Source organism: Gluconobacter sp. DsW_058 (genome assembly GCF_002153615.1).
Classification (GTDB): Bacteria; Pseudomonadota; Alphaproteobacteria; order Acetobacterales; family Acetobacteraceae; genus Gluconobacter; species Gluconobacter cerinus.
In genome coordinates this window covers 211,673-231,767 of record NZ_JOPH01000001.1, presented here as the reverse complement: position 1 = coordinate 231,767, position 20,095 = coordinate 211,673, and the positions used below count along the sequence as shown (strand labels likewise).

The 20,095-nt window shown below is 58.3% G+C and carries 17 protein-coding genes; 10 read left to right on the top strand and 7 right to left on the bottom strand.

Annotated elements, in window-relative coordinates; all coding sequences use genetic code 11:
- The first annotated feature begins 23 nt into the window (after positions 1–23).
- From gpmI to HK24_RS01140, 5 genes are all read left to right on the top strand, one after another.
- Complete coding sequence (gene gpmI / locus HK24_RS01160) at positions 24–1,562, top strand: 2,3-bisphosphoglycerate-independent phosphoglycerate mutase (RefSeq protein ID WP_086632971.1); 1,539 nt, start codon at positions 24–26, stop codon at positions 1,560–1,562.
- Positions 1,549–2,838, top strand: coding sequence for a murein hydrolase activator EnvC (locus tag HK24_RS01155; protein ID WP_086632970.1), 1,290 nt, complete (start codon positions 1,549–1,551; stop codon positions 2,836–2,838). Before gpmI ends, HK24_RS01155 begins: the two co-directional genes overlap by 14 nt.
- Before the next feature lie 125 nt (positions 2,839–2,963).
- Entirely contained in the window at positions 2,964–4,430 is a 1,467-nt protein-coding gene (locus HK24_RS01150; RefSeq protein WP_086632969.1) for a S41 family peptidase, read from the top strand.
- 30 nt (positions 4,431–4,460) lie between these two features.
- Positions 4,461–5,564, top strand: a complete 1,104-nt coding sequence (locus HK24_RS01145; protein ID WP_086632968.1) for a divergent polysaccharide deacetylase family protein — start codon at positions 4,461–4,463, stop codon at positions 5,562–5,564.
- Positions 5,561–6,073 carry an RNA pyrophosphohydrolase gene (locus tag HK24_RS01140; protein WP_086632967.1) on the top strand — a complete coding sequence of 171 codons (513 nt, stop codon included), beginning with the start codon at positions 5,561–5,563 and terminating at the stop codon, positions 6,071–6,073. Before HK24_RS01145 ends, HK24_RS01140 begins: the two co-directional genes overlap by 4 nt.
- Here HK24_RS01140 and HK24_RS01135 read toward each other — a convergent pair.
- The 3 genes from HK24_RS01135 to HK24_RS01125 are packed head-to-tail and all read right to left on the bottom strand — an operon-like array spanning position 6,031 to position 9,631.
- Positions 6,031–7,785 carry an ABC transporter ATP-binding protein gene (locus HK24_RS01135; protein WP_086632966.1) on the bottom strand — a complete coding sequence of 585 codons (1,755 nt, stop codon included), beginning with the start codon at positions 7,783–7,785 and terminating at the stop codon, positions 6,031–6,033. The genes HK24_RS01140 and HK24_RS01135 overlap by 43 nt on opposite strands.
- Positions 7,786–7,841: 56 nt before the next feature.
- Positions 7,842–9,047 carry a CCA tRNA nucleotidyltransferase gene (locus HK24_RS01130; protein ID WP_086632965.1) on the bottom strand — a complete coding sequence of 402 codons (1,206 nt, stop codon included), beginning with the start codon at positions 9,045–9,047 and terminating at the stop codon, positions 7,842–7,844.
- Positions 9,044–9,631 (bottom strand): DUF1285 domain-containing protein, encoded by a 588-nt coding sequence (locus tag HK24_RS01125; RefSeq protein ID WP_086632964.1) that lies wholly within the window; start codon positions 9,629–9,631, stop codon positions 9,044–9,046. The genes HK24_RS01130 and HK24_RS01125 overlap by 4 nt, the downstream gene beginning before the upstream one ends.
- A gap of 94 nt (positions 9,632–9,725) precedes the next feature.
- On the opposite strand from HK24_RS01125, the gene HK24_RS01120 reads away from it, so the two are divergent.
- The 5 genes from HK24_RS01120 (at position 9,726) to HK24_RS01100 (ending at position 17,167) form a co-directional block, all read left to right on the top strand.
- Complete coding sequence (locus HK24_RS01120) at positions 9,726–10,754, top strand: MoxR family ATPase (RefSeq protein ID WP_086632963.1); 1,029 nt, start codon at positions 9,726–9,728, stop codon at positions 10,752–10,754.
- A 5-nt stretch (positions 10,755–10,759) separates the two neighbouring features.
- On the top strand, positions 10,760–11,686 hold the full coding sequence (locus tag HK24_RS01115; RefSeq protein WP_086632962.1) for a DUF58 domain-containing protein: 927 nt from the start codon (positions 10,760–10,762) through the stop codon (positions 11,684–11,686).
- Positions 11,683–14,433: a DUF4159 domain-containing protein gene (locus tag HK24_RS01110; RefSeq protein WP_086632961.1), complete on the top strand. Its 2,751-nt coding sequence runs from the start codon at positions 11,683–11,685 to the stop codon at positions 14,431–14,433. Before HK24_RS01115 ends, HK24_RS01110 begins: the two co-directional genes overlap by 4 nt.
- Positions 14,430–16,478, top strand: a complete 2,049-nt coding sequence (locus HK24_RS01105) for a hypothetical protein (RefSeq protein ID WP_086632960.1) — start codon at positions 14,430–14,432, stop codon at positions 16,476–16,478. Before HK24_RS01110 ends, HK24_RS01105 begins: the two co-directional genes overlap by 4 nt.
- A 77-nt stretch (positions 16,479–16,555) precedes the next feature.
- Positions 16,556–17,167: an ankyrin repeat domain-containing protein gene (locus tag HK24_RS01100; RefSeq protein ID WP_086632959.1), complete on the top strand. Its 612-nt coding sequence runs from the start codon at positions 16,556–16,558 to the stop codon at positions 17,165–17,167.
- 89 nt (positions 17,168–17,256) lie between these two features.
- Here HK24_RS01100 and HK24_RS01095 read toward each other — a convergent pair whose 3' ends face one another.
- The 4 genes from HK24_RS01095 to HK24_RS01080 all read right to left on the bottom strand — a co-directional run bounded on the left by HK24_RS01095 (position 17,257) and on the right by HK24_RS01080 (position 20,086).
- Positions 17,257–18,342, bottom strand: a complete 1,086-nt coding sequence (locus HK24_RS01095) for a DNA methyltransferase (protein WP_046901202.1) — start codon at positions 18,340–18,342, stop codon at positions 17,257–17,259.
- Positions 18,339–18,962: a ribonuclease HII gene (locus HK24_RS01090; protein ID WP_046901201.1), complete on the bottom strand. Its 624-nt coding sequence runs from the start codon at positions 18,960–18,962 to the stop codon at positions 18,339–18,341. The genes HK24_RS01095 and HK24_RS01090 overlap by 4 nt, the downstream gene beginning before the upstream one ends.
- 147 nt (positions 18,963–19,109) lie before the next feature.
- Positions 19,110–19,733, bottom strand: coding sequence for a DUF4339 domain-containing protein (locus tag HK24_RS01085; protein ID WP_086632958.1), 624 nt, complete (start codon positions 19,731–19,733; stop codon positions 19,110–19,112).
- A 62-nt stretch (positions 19,734–19,795) separates the two neighbouring features.
- Positions 19,796–20,086, bottom strand: a complete 291-nt coding sequence (locus HK24_RS01080) for a CsbD family protein (protein ID WP_046901199.1) — start codon at positions 20,084–20,086, stop codon at positions 19,796–19,798.
- Positions 20,087–20,095: the final 9 nt, after the last annotated feature.

Below are 20,095 nucleotides of genomic sequence, written 5' to 3'. Positions count from 1 at the left end.
AATGCGAGACAGGAAGTCCAATCATGTCCCATACCGCTTCTTCTCCACGCCGCCCCGTTATGCTTGTCATTCTGGATGGGTTCGGCTGGCGTGAAGAAAACTCCGATAACGCGGTAAGACTGGCAAACACTCCAACATTTGACGGACTTTGGGCGAATAACCCGCATGCTTTTCTTAAAACATGCGGAGAAGATGTCGGACTTCCTGAAGGCCAGATGGGAAACTCCGAAGTCGGCCATCTGAATATTGGTGCAGGCCGCGTCGTGATGCAGGAACTGCCTCGCATTTCCCGCAGTGCCCGTGACGGCTCACTCGCCGAAAATACAGCCCTCAAAGAATATATTCATGCACTGAAGGTTTCAGGTGGAACCTGCCACCTGATGGGTCTCGTCTCGCCTGGCGGCGTTCATGCACACCAAGACCATATTCTGGCTCTCGCAAAAATCGTCAGCACAGCAGGAGTGCCTGTCGCTCTACACATTTTCAGCGACGGCCGTGACACTCCCCCGCGCTCTGGCGAGGAATTCATTTCAGCCCTCCTTCGAGATCTGCCAGAGACCGTACAGGTCGCCACGATCAGTGGCCGCTACTACGCCATGGACCGCGACCGCCGTTGGGAGCGCGTCAAGCTGGCCGTGGATGCGATCCGTGATGGCCAAGGCCCTCATGCAGATAGCGCCCTCTCTGTACTCAAAGCCAGTTACGCGGAGGACAAGGGAGACGAGTTCGTCCTTCCAACCGTACTCGGACAGTATGGAGGCATGAAAGACGGCGACGGCATTCTCTCCTGTAATTTCCGTGCCGATCGTATCCGTCAGTTGCTGGACGTTCTCGTGGCTCCGGACTTTGATGGATACGACAGCGGACGCCGCATCAAGTTTGCCGCCATTACCGGCATGACGCGCTACTCGGATCACTTGTCGCCTTATATGACAGTCCTGTTCCCAAAAATTCCTTTGGAAGATCTTCTGGGTGAGGTCGTGGCCAAGGCTAACAAGACTCAGCTTCGTATGGCCGAAACTGAAAAATTCCCTCACGTCACATACTTCCTGAATGGTGGTCGTGAAGTTCAGCTTCCGGGCGAAGAACGCATTCTCGTGCCGTCTCCCAAGGTTGCCACCTACGACCTGCAACCAGAAATGTCCGCTCCCGAGCTGACAGATCGTGCCGTAGAAGCCATTGATTCCGGCCGTTTCGACATGATCATTCTGAATTTCGCAAATCCGGATATGGTTGGCCACACAGGCTCCCTGCCCGCTGCCATCAAGGCCTGCGAAACCGTTGATCAGGGGTTGGGCCGCATCAATGACGCACTTGTCCGCGCGGGTGGCACACTGATTGTCACCGCCGATCACGGAAACTGCGAAACCATGCGCGACCCTGAAACGGGCGGCGTTCATACAGCCCACACACTCAACGTCGTTCCAGTCATTCTGGCCCATGCTGATGGCAAAACGATTCACGACGGACGCCTGGCAGACCTGGCCCCGACGCTTCTGGCACTTCTGGGCCTTGCTCAGCCCCCAGCGATGACAGGCGTCTCCCTGCTTGAAAACGCCTGACCCGGCCGTCGTTCTGCCACTGGTTTTGGCGTTCTCGCCATTGCTGGTGGCCGCGACTGCGCCCACGCCTCATGGGCATCATACCACTGCCCACGCTCACCCGGCGCATGCCCTGAGCGCGGGACAACAAGCACTGGCCCGAGCTCAGGCTGCCCGGAAAGCGCTTGAGACACAGCAGGCCCAGGAAGCCGCCACACTCCGCGCCAGACAGGCTGCCGCGGTTGCCGCACAGCAAAAGGCCCTGCAGGACAGCGCGCGAAAAGATGCACTGGCCGCTCAGACCCACACGGCCCAGACCGTTGTACAGACCACACGTTCCCGTATTGCGGCTTTGAATACCGAAATCGCAGATCTCACCAGTCGGCAAGCAAACGTACGGCAGGATATCGCCCACGAAAACCAAGCGCTGCAACCGCTCCTGCCCGTTGCAGCGAGACTCTCGATAGCGCCCGATGCTGCTCTGCTAGCCTCCCCGACGACTGCAACTGAGAGCATTACCGCACTTTCCATTTTAGGAGGTTTCTCCCGCCTGACCCAGCAGCGGGCTGCAAACTTGCAAACGAAGGAAGATGAGCTTCAGGAGATCGGAGCCACTCTAGAGGCCCGCCAGAAAGAGCTCGATGGCCTCCTTCAGTCACAGACGCATCAACGTGATATCGCGGCCGCCAGAACCCGGATTGCGGCCAAGCAGGAAAACGTGTCGGACCAGGCCGCACGCCGTGCGAAATCCGCAGTTGCCGAAGCGATGAAGGCGTCTGCGGACCTTTCCGCGGAAATTGACGCAATCGCCCGACAGGAAGCTCAGGCCAAGGCAACATTGGAAGCCGAAGCCCGTGCGCTCGCAAAGAGCCATCAGATGGAACAGGCCCGCAAAGCCCGTGCCCAGGTCAAAGCTCTTTCCGCCGGAAACGGTGTTTCTTCCGGGAGCGGCCGCGCACCTGTCACCGGGCGTATTGCGGTTCGCTGGGGACAGGATACGGAAGCTGGCCCGTCAACAGGCATCACCTATGCCGCCGCACCTTCAGCCTCCGTTCAAGCTCCGTGCAGTGGCCGAATCGTCTTTTCCGGTCCGTTCCGCTCTTTTGGACAGATGTTGATTCTGGATTGCGGACAGAATTACCGCTTTGTTCTCTCTGGCTTGGGATCACTGGGTGTTTCCAGCGGGCAAAGTGTCAGGAAAGCTGCCGCACTCGGGCAAATGCCGTCTGCTGAGGGGTTGCTCTTTGTCCAGCTGCGTCACGGCGCCCAGATCGTCAGCCCTGCTCCGTTTCTGTGACCCTGTTTTCTGACAGGGCAGGACACTGTAAGATCACGTCTTAACATTTCGGCAACCCGTTTCGCGCTAGTTCACACACTGCAAGAGACGCCGGAAGCACGCCCGTTCCCGAGGATGGAGATCACATGAAGTTCCGTACTGGCCTGTTGCTGGGCACCGCCTTTCTGGCCGGACTGGCTGTCGGACCGGGCGCACTGCGTCTCGTCGGGTCCGCTGGCAGTTTCCCCACCGCCGCCATCGCTCGCGACGTCTCTCACGACAACAGCGCTGAAACCGTTCGCCTCCTGACTTTGCTCGGCACGGTCATGGATGTCGTGAAAGCCGAATACGTCCATCCCGTGACGGACAAAGACCTCATCAACAATGCCCTGGATGGCATGGTTGGCGAACTCGATCCCCACTCGTCTTACATGACTGCCGCCCAGTTCAAGGACATGCAGACCGAGATTTCCGGCAAGTTCGGCGGTCTGGGCCTACAGGTTCAGGCTGAATCCGGCCATGTGCGCGTTGTCTCACCAATTGATGGCACGCCTGCCGCACGGGCTGGTATCCAGACTGGTGATTTCATCACGATGGTGGATCACAAAAGCATTGATGGCCTGACGCTCGATCAAGCTGTTCGCAAGATGCGCGGCGATCCGGGAACATCCATCAGCCTGACCGTGGTTCGTCCGAAAACGGGCAAGACACTCACGTTCGACATGAAGCGCGAAATCGTTCACGTCCAGATCGTAAGGTCCGCTCTGTACGGCAGCACTGCCTATATTCGCCTGACAGAGTTCGACGATGATCTCGAAGGCGCAATGCATGCCGCTTTTGACAAGCTGAAGGCTGAAGCTGCCAAGACTCCAGCCCACAAGCTGACAGGTATCATCCTCGATCTGCGGTCTAATCCGGGCGGCAAGCTCGATCAGGCTATTGCCGTCTCTGATGACTTCATCAAGGAGGGAGAAATCGTCTCCATCCGCGGGCGGCATGCTGAAAACAACCAGCGCTGGGATGCGCGCGGCACGGACATCACAAATGGCCTTCCGATTGTCGTTCTGACCAATGGTGGCTCTGCGTCTGCCAGTGAAATCGTGGCCGGAGCGCTGAAAGACCATCGTCGGGCTGTCATTCTAGGTGAAAAGACGTTCGGCAAGGGGTCTGTCCAAACGCTGATTCCTATTGGGGATCAGGGTGCCGTTCGCCTGACAACGGCGCGTTACTACACGCCATCTGGCCGTTCTATCCAGGGACTGGGCATCACGCCTGACATCCCCGTTGCGGAAACCAAGGACGATGACGCCTATGGTTATCGGGAAGCAGACCTGTCCCACATTCTGACCAATGTCGGCGGAAACCGAACAGCAGAAACGCCTCGGACTGACCTGCCCCCGATCTCAAAGTCTATTCCGAAAGCTCCGCCGGCAGACTGGCCGAAATTTGATCTGACCAAACCGGCAACGGACTTCCAGCTGCAGCAGGCTATCAAGGTCGTCAACGCCATGGCTGGAATTTCCAATCCTGCACCGGCTGTGGAGCAGGCTACGGAAGTCAAAGCGCCTCCAGCAGACAAAAAGGCCGCCCCTGAACCGGCGCCGACGCACTAACCCGTAGAACGATACAGGACAGCCCAGACCGTGCAGAACCGTCCCGCTTCATCCCGCTCTGGGCTCTGGAGCCGCCTTCCCGTTATCGGGCGTCTTCTGATCGTGTTCTGGGGTGTCGTCCTGGTTGGTGGTACGTCAGCAGCCCTGATGCTTCGGCATCAGACACCTGCAGACGTGCCACCACAAAAAACCGAAACTGCTCTGGCGATACCGTCACACCCGCCAGAAAAGACTGCTTCCGGTGAAAAGACATCCCCCCCGGCGACGCCAGTAAATCAGAGTTCCAAAGCTGCTCTCAACGCAAATTCATCGGTCTCACCAGCGCAACCTGCGTCAGCGATAAAAACGCCGGAAATGCCGCCCCCAATTGCGCAGACAACCCATACTGATCTGGCAACAATTACAGCTTCAGGCAAAAGCGTTGTGGCCATCGTGCTCGAAGGTTTCGGGTATTCAGACGCCATGACATATGACGTCCTTTCCCGCATCCCCGAGCCCGTTGCTGTCGGTGTCTCGCCCTATCTTGGCAACCTGACGGACGTCCTGTCCCGAGCACACGCTGCCCATCGCGAAACTTACGTCACACTCCCCATGCAAAGCGCTCATCCGGAGCAGGTTGACGAAGGCCCTCATGCGTTAGGCTATGGAAATTCGGAAGCGGAAGACCGACAGGAACTGGACTGGTGCCTCTCGCAGGCTAAAGGGGCCACAGGTCTAACCGATGCCTCCGAGGCCGGAGACAGCCAGCCGGCAGATGGCTACGCAACTACGTCTGCATTTCAATCTCTGGCAGATACGATTTCCAGCCGTGGCTTTCTGTATATCAGCAGGTCTTCGCAGGAAGACCGTCGTATCCGGGGTATGACAGCGTCCACGTGGATCAATGGTGACACAGATGCCAAAACGCTTGACGCAGAGTTTGCAGCCATAGTCCCGGACGGGACCAATCCCACCCATGTTCTGTTGATGATGGGGCCGCTAACACCTGTCGCAATCGACCGCCTTGAAGCATGGTTGAAAAGCCCGGCGGCAGAGCGTTTCATTCTGGTCCCGCCCTCCGCACTTGCCGACAACGGCACGACGGATCATCAGGCATCCATCCAGTCAACAAACATCCAGGCGGCACCCCTATGACCGATTTTTCAGACCTGCCCTACCGCCCAAATGTTGGCGTGGCGTTGTTCAATCGTCATGGAGAGCTCTTCGTCGCCCGTCGCGCCGATCTTCCTGGAGACATCTGGCAATGCCCCCAGGGCGGTATCGATGACGGAGAAGACCCGCGAACTGCGGCCTTCCGTGAACTTGAAGAAGAAACTGGGTGCACGAAGGCGACACTGCTCGCAGAACGGCCGGACTGGCTGTCCTATGATCTTCCTGCTGCCCTGATTGGTCGCGCGCTAGGCGGAAAATTCAGAGGCCAGACACAGAAATGGTTCGTTCTCGGATTTGATGGGGAGGACGGGGATATCCGTCTGGATCTTCATCTCCCGCCCGAGTTCGATATATGGGAATGGATTGCCCCTGAGGATCTTCTTCAGCGCAATCTGGGGTTCAAACGAGAGCTTTATGAAAAGCTCCTTCCTGAACTCAAAAATCTCTATCAGGCCGCTTCAAGAGACTGGCTTCGGACCAATCGGGCGTAGAGACCGTTCTTTTTGAGCAGCTCAGCATGAGACCCAGATTCAACGGCCTTGCCTCCATCCATCACAACGATAACGTCGGCAGCCTGCACGGTTGAAAGTCGGTGCGCCACAATAACAGTGGTGCGACCGGTGCGAAGCGTACCGAGAGCTTCCTGAACACGAGATTCACTCTCGGAATCCAGCGCACTTGTTGCTTCGTCCAGCAACAGTACGCGCGGGTTACGCAGAAGAGCCCGCGCGAGAGCAACACGCTGTCGCTGTCCCCCTGAAAGGCGCCGTCCCCCCGGCCCAACACGCGTTTCCAGTCCGTGTGGAAGATTACCGAGAAAATCGACAGCCGCCATCCGACAGGCGTTCTCGACTTCTTCCCTGCTCGCATCCGGGCGGCCGATCCAGATATTCTCCATGAGAGACATATCGAAAAGCGTCGTGTCCTGACTGACATACGCAATCGCATCACGCAGGGACGATACACGCACATCCCGGATATCTACGCCCTCCAGCAGAATACGCCCTGCCGTCACGTCATGCAGACGTGGGATAAGGGAGAGTGCAGTCGATTTTCCCGCACCACTAGGGCCCACCAGCGCGACTGTTTGCCCCGGTTGAACATCCAAGGTCAGACCGGCCAATCCGACACGCCCATCTTCGTATTCGTAAGACGCATCTTCAAAAACCAGATGCCCTGTCCCAGTTGGGACCGCCAGCGCGTCCGTCCGTTCGACAACGGCAGGAGGCTCATCAATCACTGCAAAGACACGAGACAGCCCGGCCAATCCTTCCTGCATCGCCGTATTGAGAGAGCCCAGAGCCCGAATTGGGCGCGCCGCGGTCAGCAGCGCTGTAATAAAAGCTGTAAAATCACCAAGCGTGGCACCTCCCATGGCGGCACGCCACCCAGCGAAGCCCAGTACAACGGCAACCGCTGTACCTCCCAGAACTTCCAGAACGGGATCGACGCGTGCACGTCCCTTCGCAATCCGCAGAAAAGCAGTGTGCAACAGATCCAGAGAATGATCGACGCGCTCGCTTTCTCGGCTTTCCATCCGGTAAATGCGCACCTGACGCGCCAGGGCAAAGCTCTCATTAAGAAGCGCAGAAGTCTCGCCAATCTGCTCCTGCATTCCTCCCGAAGCCCGACGAACCTTCTTGCCAAGCTTCTGAATCGGCACTGCTGCGACGGGATAAAGCACCAGAGCAATCAGGCTGAGTTCCCAGTCAGCCCAGATCATGGCTGCTACAAGCCCGACCACAGTAACAGCGTCGCCCAGCGCATTCACGACCCGGACCATGGCTTCACGGATCGAAACAGCGTCTGTCGTGAAACGTGCGGCCCACTGAGCAGGCGCTTCGCGCTCAATGCGCGAAATGTCTGTTTGCAGGGCATGTGCGAACATCCGCGACTGAAGCCCACGGATAACAGTCAGTACCAGCCCCTGAACGGCAATTGTCTGCCCGTACTGGGAGGCAGCCTTGAGGGTCGTCACAATCACAACGAGTGCCGGCACCTGGTAGAGAATGCGCGGGTCCTGAGCCGCAAACATGTCTACAGCGCGTTTGATCACCACTGGATAGAGCGCCGTCAGTCCTGCCATCAGAACCGTCAGCACAACCACGCTCACAATCTGGCGCACGTGATGACGCATTTCATCACGCCAGATCCGTCGAATCAGAATCTGGCTGTCTGTATCAAGGGCTGTCTTTCTGCTCATTCGAGGGGGTTTAGCAGGCCTCTGCAAAAGCACGAAACCGCGACGACACCATGTGCCTACTCTGACGCGTCGCCCATCTCATCCAGAAGATACGCCATGCATGCGTCTCGGCCCGGAAGGCACCCGTGGTTCATCCACCACATACGCCCCTTTGCCAACCACTGCCCCATACCTGGGCCCGGCATAATCCCGGCGTCTCTGGCCTCTTTGCCTCCAAGCGGGAACACAGGTTGCGGTTCCTGCTTCAGACGATCTCGCAGAGTGTTCCATTCAATGCTCGGGGCACCAATGAGAGCAGCCTGCAACAGCCAGCTTCTGTCCAGCAAAACACAAAGATTTTGTTCTACACGTGCCCGCCGGATATCGTCGGCAGACATTGCGGGTGCCAGATCTGGCTGACCAGAATCAAACAAACGCAGCCGGTCACGATCCGCATTGGAGAGCCTTAGACGCTCTGCCAACAATTCACCTTGCGCATGACCGAGAGCCGATAGCCGCAACACTGGATCTTCTGGCGCTTCACACATCAGAAGCCGCTCTAAGAAGACCAGATTGGGTGCAGGGACAATCCGAGCCAAAAGGCCGACGTCCTGCATAGCCTGCAACGTTTCCTGCAACCTTGGCCCCGTCAGAATCCGCAGCAGCTCTGAAGCAATCCGTTCGGCAGACAAGCCATCAATCAGATCAAGCCGTTCCGCAATCGCCGTGCAGGCCTCATGATCCGGTGTTCCCCTGCCATAGCGCGCATCGAAGCGAAAAAATCTGAGCGCCCGCAGAGCATCTTCCTCAATGCGGCGCCCGGCATTTCCAACAAATCGAACGTGATGGGCTTCAAGATCCTGGCTGCCCTGGAAATAGTCATGCAGCCGATCATGCCGATCCAGAGACATCGCGTTGATGGTAAAATCGCGACGTGCAGCGTCCTCTTCCCAGCTCTCTGTCCAGGCAACAACAGCATGCCGACCATCTGTCTGCTCGTCACGCCGTAGGGTTGTAATTTCGTACGGCACCCCCCGAATCACAGCCGTCACAGTGCCATGGGATAATCCAGTCGGAATAACCCGGACTCCGTTGGCTTTGAGAATGTCCTGTACAATTTCGGGAGGCTCAGGCGTTGCCATATCCAGATCGTGCACGGAGACGCCCCGCAGCAGATCTCTGACGGACCCGCCAACCAAACGTGCGTCTGGCAGGAGCCTCCACAACACATCCAGACCACTCCGGTCGTCCAGACGGGCCAGAAGTCCGGATGTATCCGTCATGGTTGGCGGGATAACGGGAAGAAACAGTCCTGACTCCAGACGCCCAGACATGGCTTGCCCTCAACATGACCCTGCACGGCAAGAGCCGCGAGCTCAAAATGGACGGATCGGCTGATTCGCGCCTGGATCGGGAAATCACCTTCCCCGTTTCTCAAATGAACGTAAGGAATGGCGCCACACTCATCGAGCGGACGGTCCCAGTCACACGCGATAGGGTGTTCCGGCCCCACGCAAACGAGTTCGTCCATATTGGTGCGGAAACAGAGCGTCTGGTGGCGCCCACAACTTCCCCGAAAGTCCATTTCAACGGCGATGTAGGGAACGTCCTCGACCTGAATAACCCCGCTTTCCATGGGCGTTTTCAGCCAGTACGTGCCTTCGCTATCGCGTGTCAGCATGGACGAAAACATGCAAAGCATCGCCTTGCGCGTCACGGGAGACCCCCGATACAGCCAGGTGCCATCCCGACGAATCAGAAATGGAATTTTCCGGACACCGGTAGCCGGTGCTGGAGCCGCATCAGCAGATCCCGTCGCGGGGAAAACGTCAGATGGGGAGACATCCCGACAATCATGAGCGCTCAATTTTCCCTCCGGTTAAAATGAAAACTTCTCTTCTCACACCAAGTTGGGTGCAATCGAGCCTTGATGAAACCCCCACACCTGTCAGACTGGTGATATGAGCGAGCAGCATTATTCTACCGGCGCCTCCGCCGGAACCCTCCGGGGCGAAGCAGATGTGGCCGAGGCCGATCGTCTGGCCCCTGTTCTCCGCGATGTCCACACAGCTATCGGCAGTATCGTGCTGGGACAAGACCGAGTGATCGAGCAGGTTCTCGTCACGATCCTGTCTGGCGGTCACGCACTTCTGATGGGCGCGCCGGGCCTCGGCAAAACCCTTCTCGTCAACACGGCCTCGCGCGTGCTGGGACTGGATGCCACGCGTATCCAGTTTACGCCTGATCTGATGCCATCAGACATCACGGGTGCTGAAATCCTGGATCAGGACGTTAACGGACAGCGGGCGTTCCGATTCCTTCCTGGCCCGATCTTCGGACAGCTTGTACTGGCGGATGAAATCAACCGCGCAAGCCCACGCACGCAGTCCGCCCTGTTGCAGGCCATGGCAGAACACCGCGTAACGCAGGGTGGCAAGGATTACGTCCTTCCAAGCCCCTTCCACGTTCTCGCAACACAAAACCCGATCGAGCAGGAGGGCACCTACCCGCTGCCAGAAGCACAGCTCGATCGATTCATGCTTCGCATTCCGCTGGATTTCCCCAACCGGGACGCCGAGCGCCAGATGCTCCTGCAAACCACGGGCGCCATAACGGCACAGGCGCCGACGCTTCTAAATGCCAAATCCCTTCTGGCAGCGCAGGCCCTCGTTCGTCGGCTTCCTGTTGGCGATAAAATCGTTGACGCAATCCTGAGCCTGACGCGTGCCCTTCGCCCAGAAGACCCGTCTGCTTCTTCCGAAGTGCGGGATGCCGTTTCTTTCGGCCCAGGTCCTCGCGCCGCGCAGGCCCTGATGATTGCGACCCGTGCCCGCGCCCTGCTGAACGGCCGTCTTGCCCCCAGCCTGGACGATGTCATCGCGCTCGCAGAACCCGTCCTCTCACACCGTATCGGTCTTGGCTTCGGTGCGCGGGCCTCCGGCGTAACAGTCGAAGCCCTGATCCGCGCACAGGCTCAAACGATTCTCTGAAACCTGTGAAAAGTCCGATTGAAACGCTCCGGGGCCTGTTCTCCTCCCAGAACAGGCACTCTCCCGCCTCTCTCACGGCACCAGCCGAGCGGCTCGCTCTGCCGGCTCTGCTGCTTCAGGCCGAAAAGATTGCAGCCAGCCTTCAGGCTGGCACACATGGCCGCAGACGTTCCGGGAGTGGAGAAGACTTCTGGCAGTTCCGCCTCTATCATTCTGGGGAACCGGCAACGGCCATTGACTGGCGGCAGTCCGCACGCTCTCCCATCGAAAATAGCTTCTGGGTGCGGGAACGGGAGCGGGAAAACGCCCAGTCTCTGCTCGTGTGGTGCGATCCTTCTGCATCCATGGACTGGCGGTCTTCCAACCAGTTCCCCACCAAACGGGAGCGTGCTCAGCTCTGTACACTGGCACTGGCCGGTGCGGCTCTCCGCGGCGGTGAACGGGCTGGCCTTCTGACAGGGCCAGAAGCTGGCCGCGTTTTTGGTGGAGCTCAGGTGCTCAGCCGGTTTGGCGAAGCTCTCCTTCACTCTTCGACGGATGAACCAGAACTTCCTCCCCTGAATGCGCTGTCACCTCAGACAGATCTGGTTCTCATCAGTGACTTTCTTTGGGAAGAAGATCGGATCGAAGCCGTTCTCAAGCATTGTGCCAGTCGGCCTGTCCGCGTCCATCTGCTCTGCATTCTGGATCCCGGCGAGCGTTCCCTTAACCAGACAGGACGAATCCGCTTTTCCGGTCTGGAAGGCGGTGTTCTGACCCTTCCCGCCGTGGAAAGTCTCAATTCAGCCTATGAACACGCAGTCGCAGCGCATCTGGATGCGTTGAAAGCAAGTGCAGCAAACCTGCATGCCGACTGCATTGTGCATGAAACATCGCAGGACCCACTCCCTGCGCTGCTGGCACTCCACCTTGCCATGGGAGGCGGACGATGATTTTTCTTTCGCCTCTTCTTCTGCTTGGTCTACTGGCACTTCCAGCGCTGTGGTGGCTTGTCCGCGCGACACCTCCTGCCCCGCAGGAAAAGTCCTTTCCATCACTGCTGTTGCTCCGCCGCCTGACGGCGCAGCGAGAGGATGCAGCCCGTTCGCCTCTTTGGCTCCTGATTCTCCGGATTGCCGCAGTTGCACTGGTTATTTTCGGCCTTTCCCGTCCCGTCCTCATTCCACACAGTTCTGGGAAGACTAACGGTCCCGTCCTCATTGTTATGGATGACGGATGGGCCGCAATCCCGCACTGGAATGAACGCGTTGCAGCGGCTCTTTCCCTTGGACAATCGGCTCTCCGCAGCGGAAACCCGGTAACACTTGTTCGTGCAGCCCGCTCCCCCGATGGCGCAATGCCGGAGCCTTTCGTTACGAGAGACAGCCACGCTCTTTCGGAACGTCTTGAGCACATGCGCCCTCAGCCTTGGCCGGTTGATCGCGCAGGGCTGGCTGACGAGCTTGGCCATATGGATCTGTCGAACCAACATATTACTCTGCTGTCTGACGGGGTTGCCGCCCCTCATGACGAAGCTCTGCAAAACGCCCTTAGCAAAGCAGAAGCCGTGCAGGATATGCGATGGAACCCCTGCGATGTTCTACGCCTGAGTGCCAATCAGGAAGCAAATGGCACTCTTCATGCGAAGGTCGAAGGGTTTTCCTGCCCCAGCCGGACAGTTACGGTTCGTGCCGTTGCAGGGAATGGCGGGACCTTGGCAGCATATCCGGTTCAGGTTGGCGAAGACAAAATACTTTCGCTACCTGCGCTGCTTCGTAACCAGCTGGATCATTTCGCTGTAGAAGGCCTGGCAGGCCCAGCGACGACAGTGCTGAGAGGAGACGCCGGGCATCGTCGCCCTGTTGGTCTCCTTCAGACGCCCGGCGACAACACACCGCTCATTGGTTCAGCATTCTTCCTTAACCATGCGCTCGATACACTCTCGGAACGCCGAACCGGTGACGCGAGCGCTCTGCTCGGTTCGTCACTTTCCGTCTTGGTGGCTACCGATGGTTCGCTCTCTGGCGACCAGACCCGCAACCGCGTTCTGGAGTGGGTCCGCCATGGTGGAATGCTTATCCGCTTTGCTGGCCCGGGCCTTGCAGCCGCTCAGTCTTCGCAACAGGATAACGCGACCGACGACGCCCCGGATGCTCTGCTGCCCGTTCCCCTGATGAGCGGTATGCGCCAGCTTGGAGGGCCGATGTCCTGGGGCAAGCCTCAGGCTCTGGAAACTTTCCCCGCCACGTCGCCTTTTGCTGACCTCGCCATTCCGCCAGACGTGACAGTCTCACGACAGGTTCTTGCGAAGCCGGAAACGGGTTTGCAGGATCACGTCTGGGCTGCCTTGGCAGACGGGACGCCGCTGGTCACGGCACGGTCGGAAGGCAATGGAGAAATTGTCCTGTTCCACATCACAGCCTCTCCTGACTGGTCCAATCTTCCCATTTCCGGTCTATTCCCACAGATGCTTGAGCGTCTGATCGAGCGCTCCGCGGGCGTGACTGGCACGAGCCCCACTGATCTCGCCCCTTGGCGCACGCTGGACAGTACCGGCGGCCTCACGATGCCTCCCGCAGCGGCCAGATCCGTCAAAGCCAATGCTCTTGCCACCACAGAAGTTAGCGTCACACACCCAGCAGGGCTCTATGGCCCGGCCCATGGGACACGCCCACTGAACCTGTCAGACCATGCACCTCCGCTTCATGAAGAGGCGCTCATGGGAACGCAGCTTACGCCCGAAGGCGCGTCACCAGACCGGCCGCTTGGCCCATGGCTTCTGGCCACCGGGCTGCTGGTCCTGCTTGTGGATTTTGCATTGTCTTTGCGACGGCGTGGCCTGCTTGGCCCTCTTTGTGGTGCACTTCTGGTACTTTCGTTCCAACAGGCCCAGGCTCAGCAACCAGTCCCCTCTGCACTCCCGACCACGGTCCCGCAGGCCGCATTGGAGACCCGGCTGGCTTACGTCGTCACAGGCAATGACGATGTGGATACAGCCTCCCGGGAGGGACTTCAGGGATTGTCCGACTATACAAGTGCCCGAAGCTCTGCCCTTCTTGGGCACCCTGACGGTGTTGTTCCCGGGAAAGATGATCTGGCCTTCTATCCGCTCATCTACTGGCCCATTACAGCAGACGCACAACCGGATGCCGCTCGCACCAAAGCCCTCAACGCCTTCATGGATCACGGCGGGATTCTGCTCATTGATCAGCAGGGCGCCGGCACGGATATGGATGCAGGATCAGGAGGCGCTGTGAGAGCCGCTCTTAAGCGCGTCACGGACGGACTGACCATTCCTCCTCTTGCCAAACTCACGGACAAGCACGTTCTGGGGCACACGTTCTATCTACTCCACAGCGGCTTCCCGGGGCGCGTCAATGGGCAGCCCGTTTATGTGGCTCGTAACGGAGATGAAGCGAACGATGATGTCAGCCCCGTCATCATCGGCAACGGAGACTGGGCCCACGCATGGGCTGTCGATGCGTCCGGCAACCACCCTTACGCCGTTCTTCCCGGCGGGGATGATCAGCGCACACAAGCCTATCGTTTTGGTGTCAACACGGTGCTCTACGCCCTGACCGGAAACTACAAGAGCGATCAGGCCCATTACCCGGAAATGCTCCATCGTCTGGGGCAGGACAATCCTGACACGCAAAGCCCCTCCGTCGGCACGGACGAAGACGAGGAGGACGCACCATGACGTTCGACCTTGCCCCCATGCTTCCACTTTGGCTTCTGGCTTCTGTGGGCGCACTCATTATTCTAGGCGCCCTTTACGGTCTGATGCGTGGTGCACGCGGGATGGTCTGGCGTGCGCTCGCCGTTCTGATGCTTCTGGGCTGGATGGCTGGACCGCGCTCCCTGCACCCTGTTCTTCGGCCTGTTCCACAGGATGCCCTTCTGATCGTGGATCATTCTCCGTCCATGCAGGTTGGGCAGCGTGCGTCTCTCGCAGATCAGACAGCCAATCAGATCACGCAGGATGCAACGCACCTGCCGGGCCTGACACTTCATCGCATTGATGTGCCGGGAGGCTCAGGCCACGGAACGCGCCTGTTTGACGCGATGGATCACGCGGATCTGCCGCAAGGTCGTTTTGCCGGAGCCATCGTTGTCACGGATGGCATGGATCATGACATCCCATCACGGCTTCCAACTCGCTTTCAGGGCTCGAACGGACAGAGACTGCCGCTCCACTTGGTTCTGGCGGCGAAGGGAGAAGAAACGGACCGTCGTCTGCGAATTTTGAGCACTCCGCCGTATGCCATTGTCGGCCAGAACGCGACCATTCGCCTTCAAGTCGACGATCTGGGAACGCCCACCCCGGCGACAGCAACCCTGACTGTCCGTGCGGGAGACGCTCCTGCAACAACTCGCACGATCCAAACAGGCCAGCCGCAGGATATTACTGTTCCTGTCCAGCATCCTGGTGAAACATTGGTTGGCCTCTCCGTCTCAGCCCTCCCGGGCGAGGCCTCTACGCTGAACAACAACGACGTTATTCGCATTCGCGGTGTTCGGGACCGGCTGCGCGTTCTGCTGGTTTCTGGCGTCCCAAACCAGAGTGAGCGCGTTTGGCGCCGCCTGCTGAAAGCGGACCCGTCGGTCGATCTGGTCCACTTCACCATTCTTCGCTCCCCGAGCACAGATGATGGCACACCGCTTTCGGATCTGGCGCTGATACCTTTCCCTATCAGGGAACTGTTTCAGGAAAAAATCCGCAGCTTTGATCTCATCATTCTGGATGGATTTCGCAACAGCAACATCCTGCCGGAAGAGTATCTGACAAACATCGCGGATTATGTTCGCCGTGGTGGTGGCCTGCTTGTCACAGCGGGGCCGGAATTCGTGCAGGATGGCTCGTTGCAGGACACGACACTGGCTCAAATTTTTCCAGCACATGTCCCAACCGATGGTCTCGTAACGCAGGCTTTTCGTCCGGCCCTGACAGACCTTGGCAAAGCTCATCCGGTCACTGCGGGACTGGGAAACAGCGCTGACTGGGGCCCCTGGTACCGCTCAGCGAAGGTGGATCAATCCCACGGCCAGAATCTAATGAGCGGCCCCAATGGCTCGCCTCTCCTTCTGCTTGACCGAGTGGATCAAGGGCGCGTGGCGATGCTGCTGTCTGATCAGCTCTGGCTCTGGTCCCGCAATGAGGGCGGAGGCGGTCCACAGGCTGAATTGCTGCGCCGTCTTTCGCACTGGCTCATGAAGGAGCCGGATCTCGAAGAAAACCGACTGAGTGCCCGCATTGAAAATGGTCAGCTCGTGGTGGACCGTCACGCATTGGGTCAGACAACAATAACACCGCAAGCCATGGTCACCTTTCCGGACGGACACACCCAGCCCCTCTCCATGACGGGCGGGAAAGGCCTCTGGCATGGCACCGTGCCTGTAACAGGCAGCGGGATCTGGACCATCCGGCAAGATGGCCTCGTGGCCTTCGCCAGCCCTGCCGCACAGGATATTCTTGAACGGCAGGACCTCCGCGCAACCGCAACAGTCATGGGCGCAACTGCCCAGGCATCGGGCGGAAGCCAGAACTGGGCAGGAATCGGTATTCCTCATCTGCGCCAGGTCACAGCTGGTCAAGATCTCTCCGGCTCCGGGTGGATCGGCCTACCTGTGAGTCAGGCTGCGGTAGCAGGAGAGACACGTACACAGGACCTTGTTCCGGCATGGCTGGCGCTCGTTCTGGCTCTGATATTCCTTGGTGTGGGCTGGTGGCGGGAAGGACGTTGATATTGCAGCATGTGACAAGTTGCGGACGACGATTCTGGAGACTCGCACAGGACTTCAGATCGCAGTATATTGACCCTATGCGACTGCCCCTCACCCTGCCCCGCCTTCTGCTGATTGCCGCTTTGGCAGCCACACCGACAATCTTCGTGCCCTGGCACTCTGCCCATGCGCAGGATGCCGATGACGCGGAAGCTGAACAGGATGCGGAAGAATCTGCCAAAAAGGCAGAAGCCCGCAAGGCTGCCAAACGTGCAGCCCCTCCTTCAGCCCTGCCAGGTGCAGAGGCCGCAGATGACGACGCAGGTCATGCGCGTGTGGACACGAACCCGACGACAGCTCTCTTTGATGCCATCAATCGCGGCTCGCTGAATGCGTCCAAGGAAGCCTTGAATCGCGGTGCTGACATGAATGGCCACAACATTCTTGATCAAACCCCGCTGGACATGGCGATTGACCTGAACCGCAAGGACATCATGTTCCTGCTGCTTTCCATGCGGACCTACAATCCGGATGGACGTCTGGAAACAAGTGTTAAGGATAGCGGCGTGCAGATGAAAGGTGGCAGCGGTCACCTGACAATTGGCGGCAAAGCCTCGACAGCAACGCGTGCGGTGCCTTCTCCTCATTTCGATGAAAAGGGCGGTACCGCAGATCCGGCATCCGGCTTCCTTGGATTTGCAGGACGCTGATTTCCTAACGTTTTAGAAACAGAAAAGGCCGGAAGGAGAATTCCCCTTCCGGCCTTTTTTATAATCTGTTTTTCAGAGCGGAAGGGCGCTTAGCCGACGTTACGCAGGGCAACGCTTTCCTGGCGCAGAATATCAATTGGCACCATTTCTCCGTCCCGCTCAAAGAACCAGAACGTCCATCCATTGCAGGAAGGCGCATTGGTCAGCATTGCGCCCAACTTGTGAATGGAACCCCGCTGATTGCCCGATACCAGCGTGCCATCCGGCGTAACCGTTGCCTTCAGACGCTTTTGACGATCATAAAGCGCCGTTCCCGCAGGCAAGACACCCGTTTCCACGAAGCTCCCGAACGGAATCCGTGGAATGTCGCGTTTGGCGGGCGTGACAGCAACATGCTCTGACGTCAGACGTTCCTCGCGGGCAACCCGCTCACGCGCAGCCTTCACATAATCCGGGTGACGCTCAATTCCGACGTAGTGACGCCCCAGTCGCTTGGCCACCGCAGGTGTCGTGCCACTGCCACAGAATGGGTCAAGCACGACATCTTCAACATTCGTTGACGCCACAAGCACACGATGCAGAAGGCTTTCCGGCTTCTGCGTCGGATGCAGCTTCAAACCGTGTTCGTTCTTGAGGCGCTCGTTCCCCGTGCACAACGGCAAGTACCAGTCCGATCGCATCTGAAGGTCATCGTTCAGCGCTTTCATGGCCTGATAATTGAAACGATAACGGCTCTGCGGGCTCTTGGCCGCCCAGATCATCGTTTCATGAGCATTCGTAAACCGGCGTCCACGGAAATTCGGCATCGGGTTGGATTTGCGCCAGATGATATCGTTCAGGATCCAGAACCCAAGATCCTGAAGAATGGCACCGAGACGAAACACGTTATGATAGGAGCCGATCACCCAGATCGTGCCATCCTTGTCCAGAATACGATGTGCTTCTGACAGCCACTCACGCGTGAATTTGTCGTACGCCGAGTAATCGTCGAATTTGTCCCAGGCATCATCGACGCCATCAACGACGGTTTCGTCCGGGCGCCGCAGTTCGCCACGAAGCTGAAGATTATATGGCGGATCGGCAAAGATGCAGTCCACGCTGCCATCCGGCAGGGTCTTCATCGTCTCCACGCATTCACCACGCAGGATCTGGTCCACTGGGAGTTCGCCGGTCATGCTGCGTGTGCCTCTGCTTCAATCATGTTTCGAATAGGCGCAAATCCGCGCCTGTGATGGGGCGTCACACCCTGTGTTTTCAGGCCGCTCATATGAACAGCGGTGCCATATCCGGCATTGCGCTCCCATCCATAGGCATCATGCCGAACGGCAAGACGGGCCATCAGGCGGTCTCGTGTAATTTTTGCGATAATAGAGGCTGCCGCGATGGAGAGGCTGATGCCATCTCCACCAATCACCATCTGAATGGGACAGGGCAGCTTGGGTGCGTGCTTGCCATCAACCAGCGCAAGATCCGGCATACGACCCAACCGGTCCAACGCTCGTCTCATGGCCAGGTGGCAGGCCTGCGCAATGTTGATCTGTTCAATTTCCGTGACGGATGCTGCGCCCACCCCAATCAGGATGTTCGACGCCCGCATCAGCAGGTCATAGGCAACCATACGACGCTTCGCTGTCAGTTTCTTGGAATCATCAAGAAGGCGCGAAAGCGTTTCATCAGGGGGAGAGGTGAACGCAACGGCTGCTGCGACTACAGGTCCCGCCAGAGGACCACGCCCGACTTCGTCGATCCCGACGACCAGCCCGCCATGGGCCGCTTCAAGGGCGTAATCTGGCATTCCTGAACTTCTCCCCGACCAATCCGGTCAATCAACTGACTACCGAATCGGTTTTGAATCATGGCGACTCGAAAGGGAAGCCCAAAAATGGGTTATTTTTCAGAATAAGTTGTCAAGTGTGCCTCGAAAGACTCTTTCTCGTGCCTTTCAGAGGTTTTCCTGCTCGCCGTCGCCTTCCGCGGGGTCCTGAGGAGCGCTGGTCACGTGGTGACCATGCTTCACCTGCTGCTGTATTTCCGGCCAACGGCTGAGGGTGTCACCGATGTTGAACACGAGCAGCACAAGGCTCACGACAAGAAGCGACCGGCCTCGCCCGGTGATCTGACGGCGGCGCCAGAAATAACCAGGCAGGAAAAGCCACCACCAGAACCCCGGCGGTGTGGCGCCCGTTTCCCGGATCGAGTTCCGATCCATAAAAAACGCCGTAAAAAACAGACCTAGCACCAGAAGACTAACCACGGACATCGTGTTCATGCGGTCGGCTTCTGCTACATGCCGCCAGTCCATGATGTAGAGCGTTACACGTCCCATGATCCATGGACCAACAAGCAGCGCCCAGGCCCAGTGCTCTGAAATTTCTGCGGAAGGACGCACAAGTCCGGTCAATGGCGATACCAGCCCGGCGGACGACGCCGGACGCCAGGAATCTCCAAAGGTTGACGTCCAGACCAGCGTCTCCGGACGAATCCGCTGCTGCATGATCAGACGCAGAATTTCTTCACGGGATACGGGCCCTGTCTGCTGCCCGTTATTCTCGTAAAACCATTCCATAGAAAAAGCCTCCCGGATTACTCCGGGAGGCTTCTAGCACACGAAGTAATGCGTGTGTGAAATCAGCTGCTCTTGCGACCGAACAGCAGGCCGCCAACAATCATGCCAACGACGGTGGCAATGACGATGGAGATAAGCGGACGGTCCTGAACGAACGCCGTAGCAGCCTCAAGCTTCGTTTCGCCTTCGTCATAAAGATCAGCAAATTCCTGCTGAGCCATGCCCGAAAGCTGGTCAAACTTGCCTTCAGCCTGCGTGGCCGTGTCACCCGTCAGACCACCAACGCCGTCCTTGACCTTGCCCTTGACTTCATCAAGAAGGCCCTCGGCCTTTGTACCTGTCGTATCAGCCATGTCTGTATC

What these genes read in the sequence shown, in the direction of transcription:
- HK24_RS01085 (WP_086632958.1), bottom strand. Translation starts at nt 19,733, where the DNA reads ATGGAATGGTTTTACGAGAATAACGGGCAGCAGACAGGGCCCGTATCC.
- HK24_RS01130 (WP_086632965.1), bottom strand. Translation starts at nt 9,047, where the DNA reads ATGACGGATACATCCGGACTTCTGGCCCGTCTGGACGACCGGAGTGGT.
- HK24_RS01150 (WP_086632969.1), top strand. Translation starts at nt 2,964, where the DNA reads ATGAAGTTCCGTACTGGCCTGTTGCTGGGCACCGCCTTTCTGGCCGGA.
- gpmI (WP_086632971.1), top strand. Translation starts at nt 24, where the DNA reads ATGTCCCATACCGCTTCTTCTCCACGCCGCCCCGTTATGCTTGTCATT.
- HK24_RS01135 (WP_086632966.1), bottom strand. Translation starts at nt 7,785, where the DNA reads ATGAGCAGAAAGACAGCCCTTGATACAGACAGCCAGATTCTGATTCGA.
- HK24_RS01080 (WP_046901199.1), bottom strand. Translation starts at nt 20,086, where the DNA reads ATGGCTGATACGACAGGTACAAAGGCCGAGGGCCTTCTTGATGAAGTC.
- HK24_RS01090 (WP_046901201.1), bottom strand. Translation starts at nt 18,962, where the DNA reads ATGCCAGATTACGCCCTTGAAGCGGCCCATGGCGGGCTGGTCGTCGGG.
- HK24_RS01100 (WP_086632959.1), top strand. Translation starts at nt 16,556, where the DNA reads ATGCGACTGCCCCTCACCCTGCCCCGCCTTCTGCTGATTGCCGCTTTG.
- HK24_RS01110 (WP_086632961.1), top strand. Translation starts at nt 11,683, where the DNA reads ATGATTTTTCTTTCGCCTCTTCTTCTGCTTGGTCTACTGGCACTTCCA.
- HK24_RS01105 (WP_086632960.1), top strand. Translation starts at nt 14,430, where the DNA reads ATGACGTTCGACCTTGCCCCCATGCTTCCACTTTGGCTTCTGGCTTCT.
- HK24_RS01140 (WP_086632967.1), top strand. Translation starts at nt 5,561, where the DNA reads ATGACCGATTTTTCAGACCTGCCCTACCGCCCAAATGTTGGCGTGGCG.
- HK24_RS01120 (WP_086632963.1), top strand. Translation starts at nt 9,726, where the DNA reads ATGAGCGAGCAGCATTATTCTACCGGCGCCTCCGCCGGAACCCTCCGG.
- HK24_RS01095 (WP_046901202.1), bottom strand. Translation starts at nt 18,342, where the DNA reads ATGACCGGCGAACTCCCAGTGGACCAGATCCTGCGTGGTGAATGCGTG.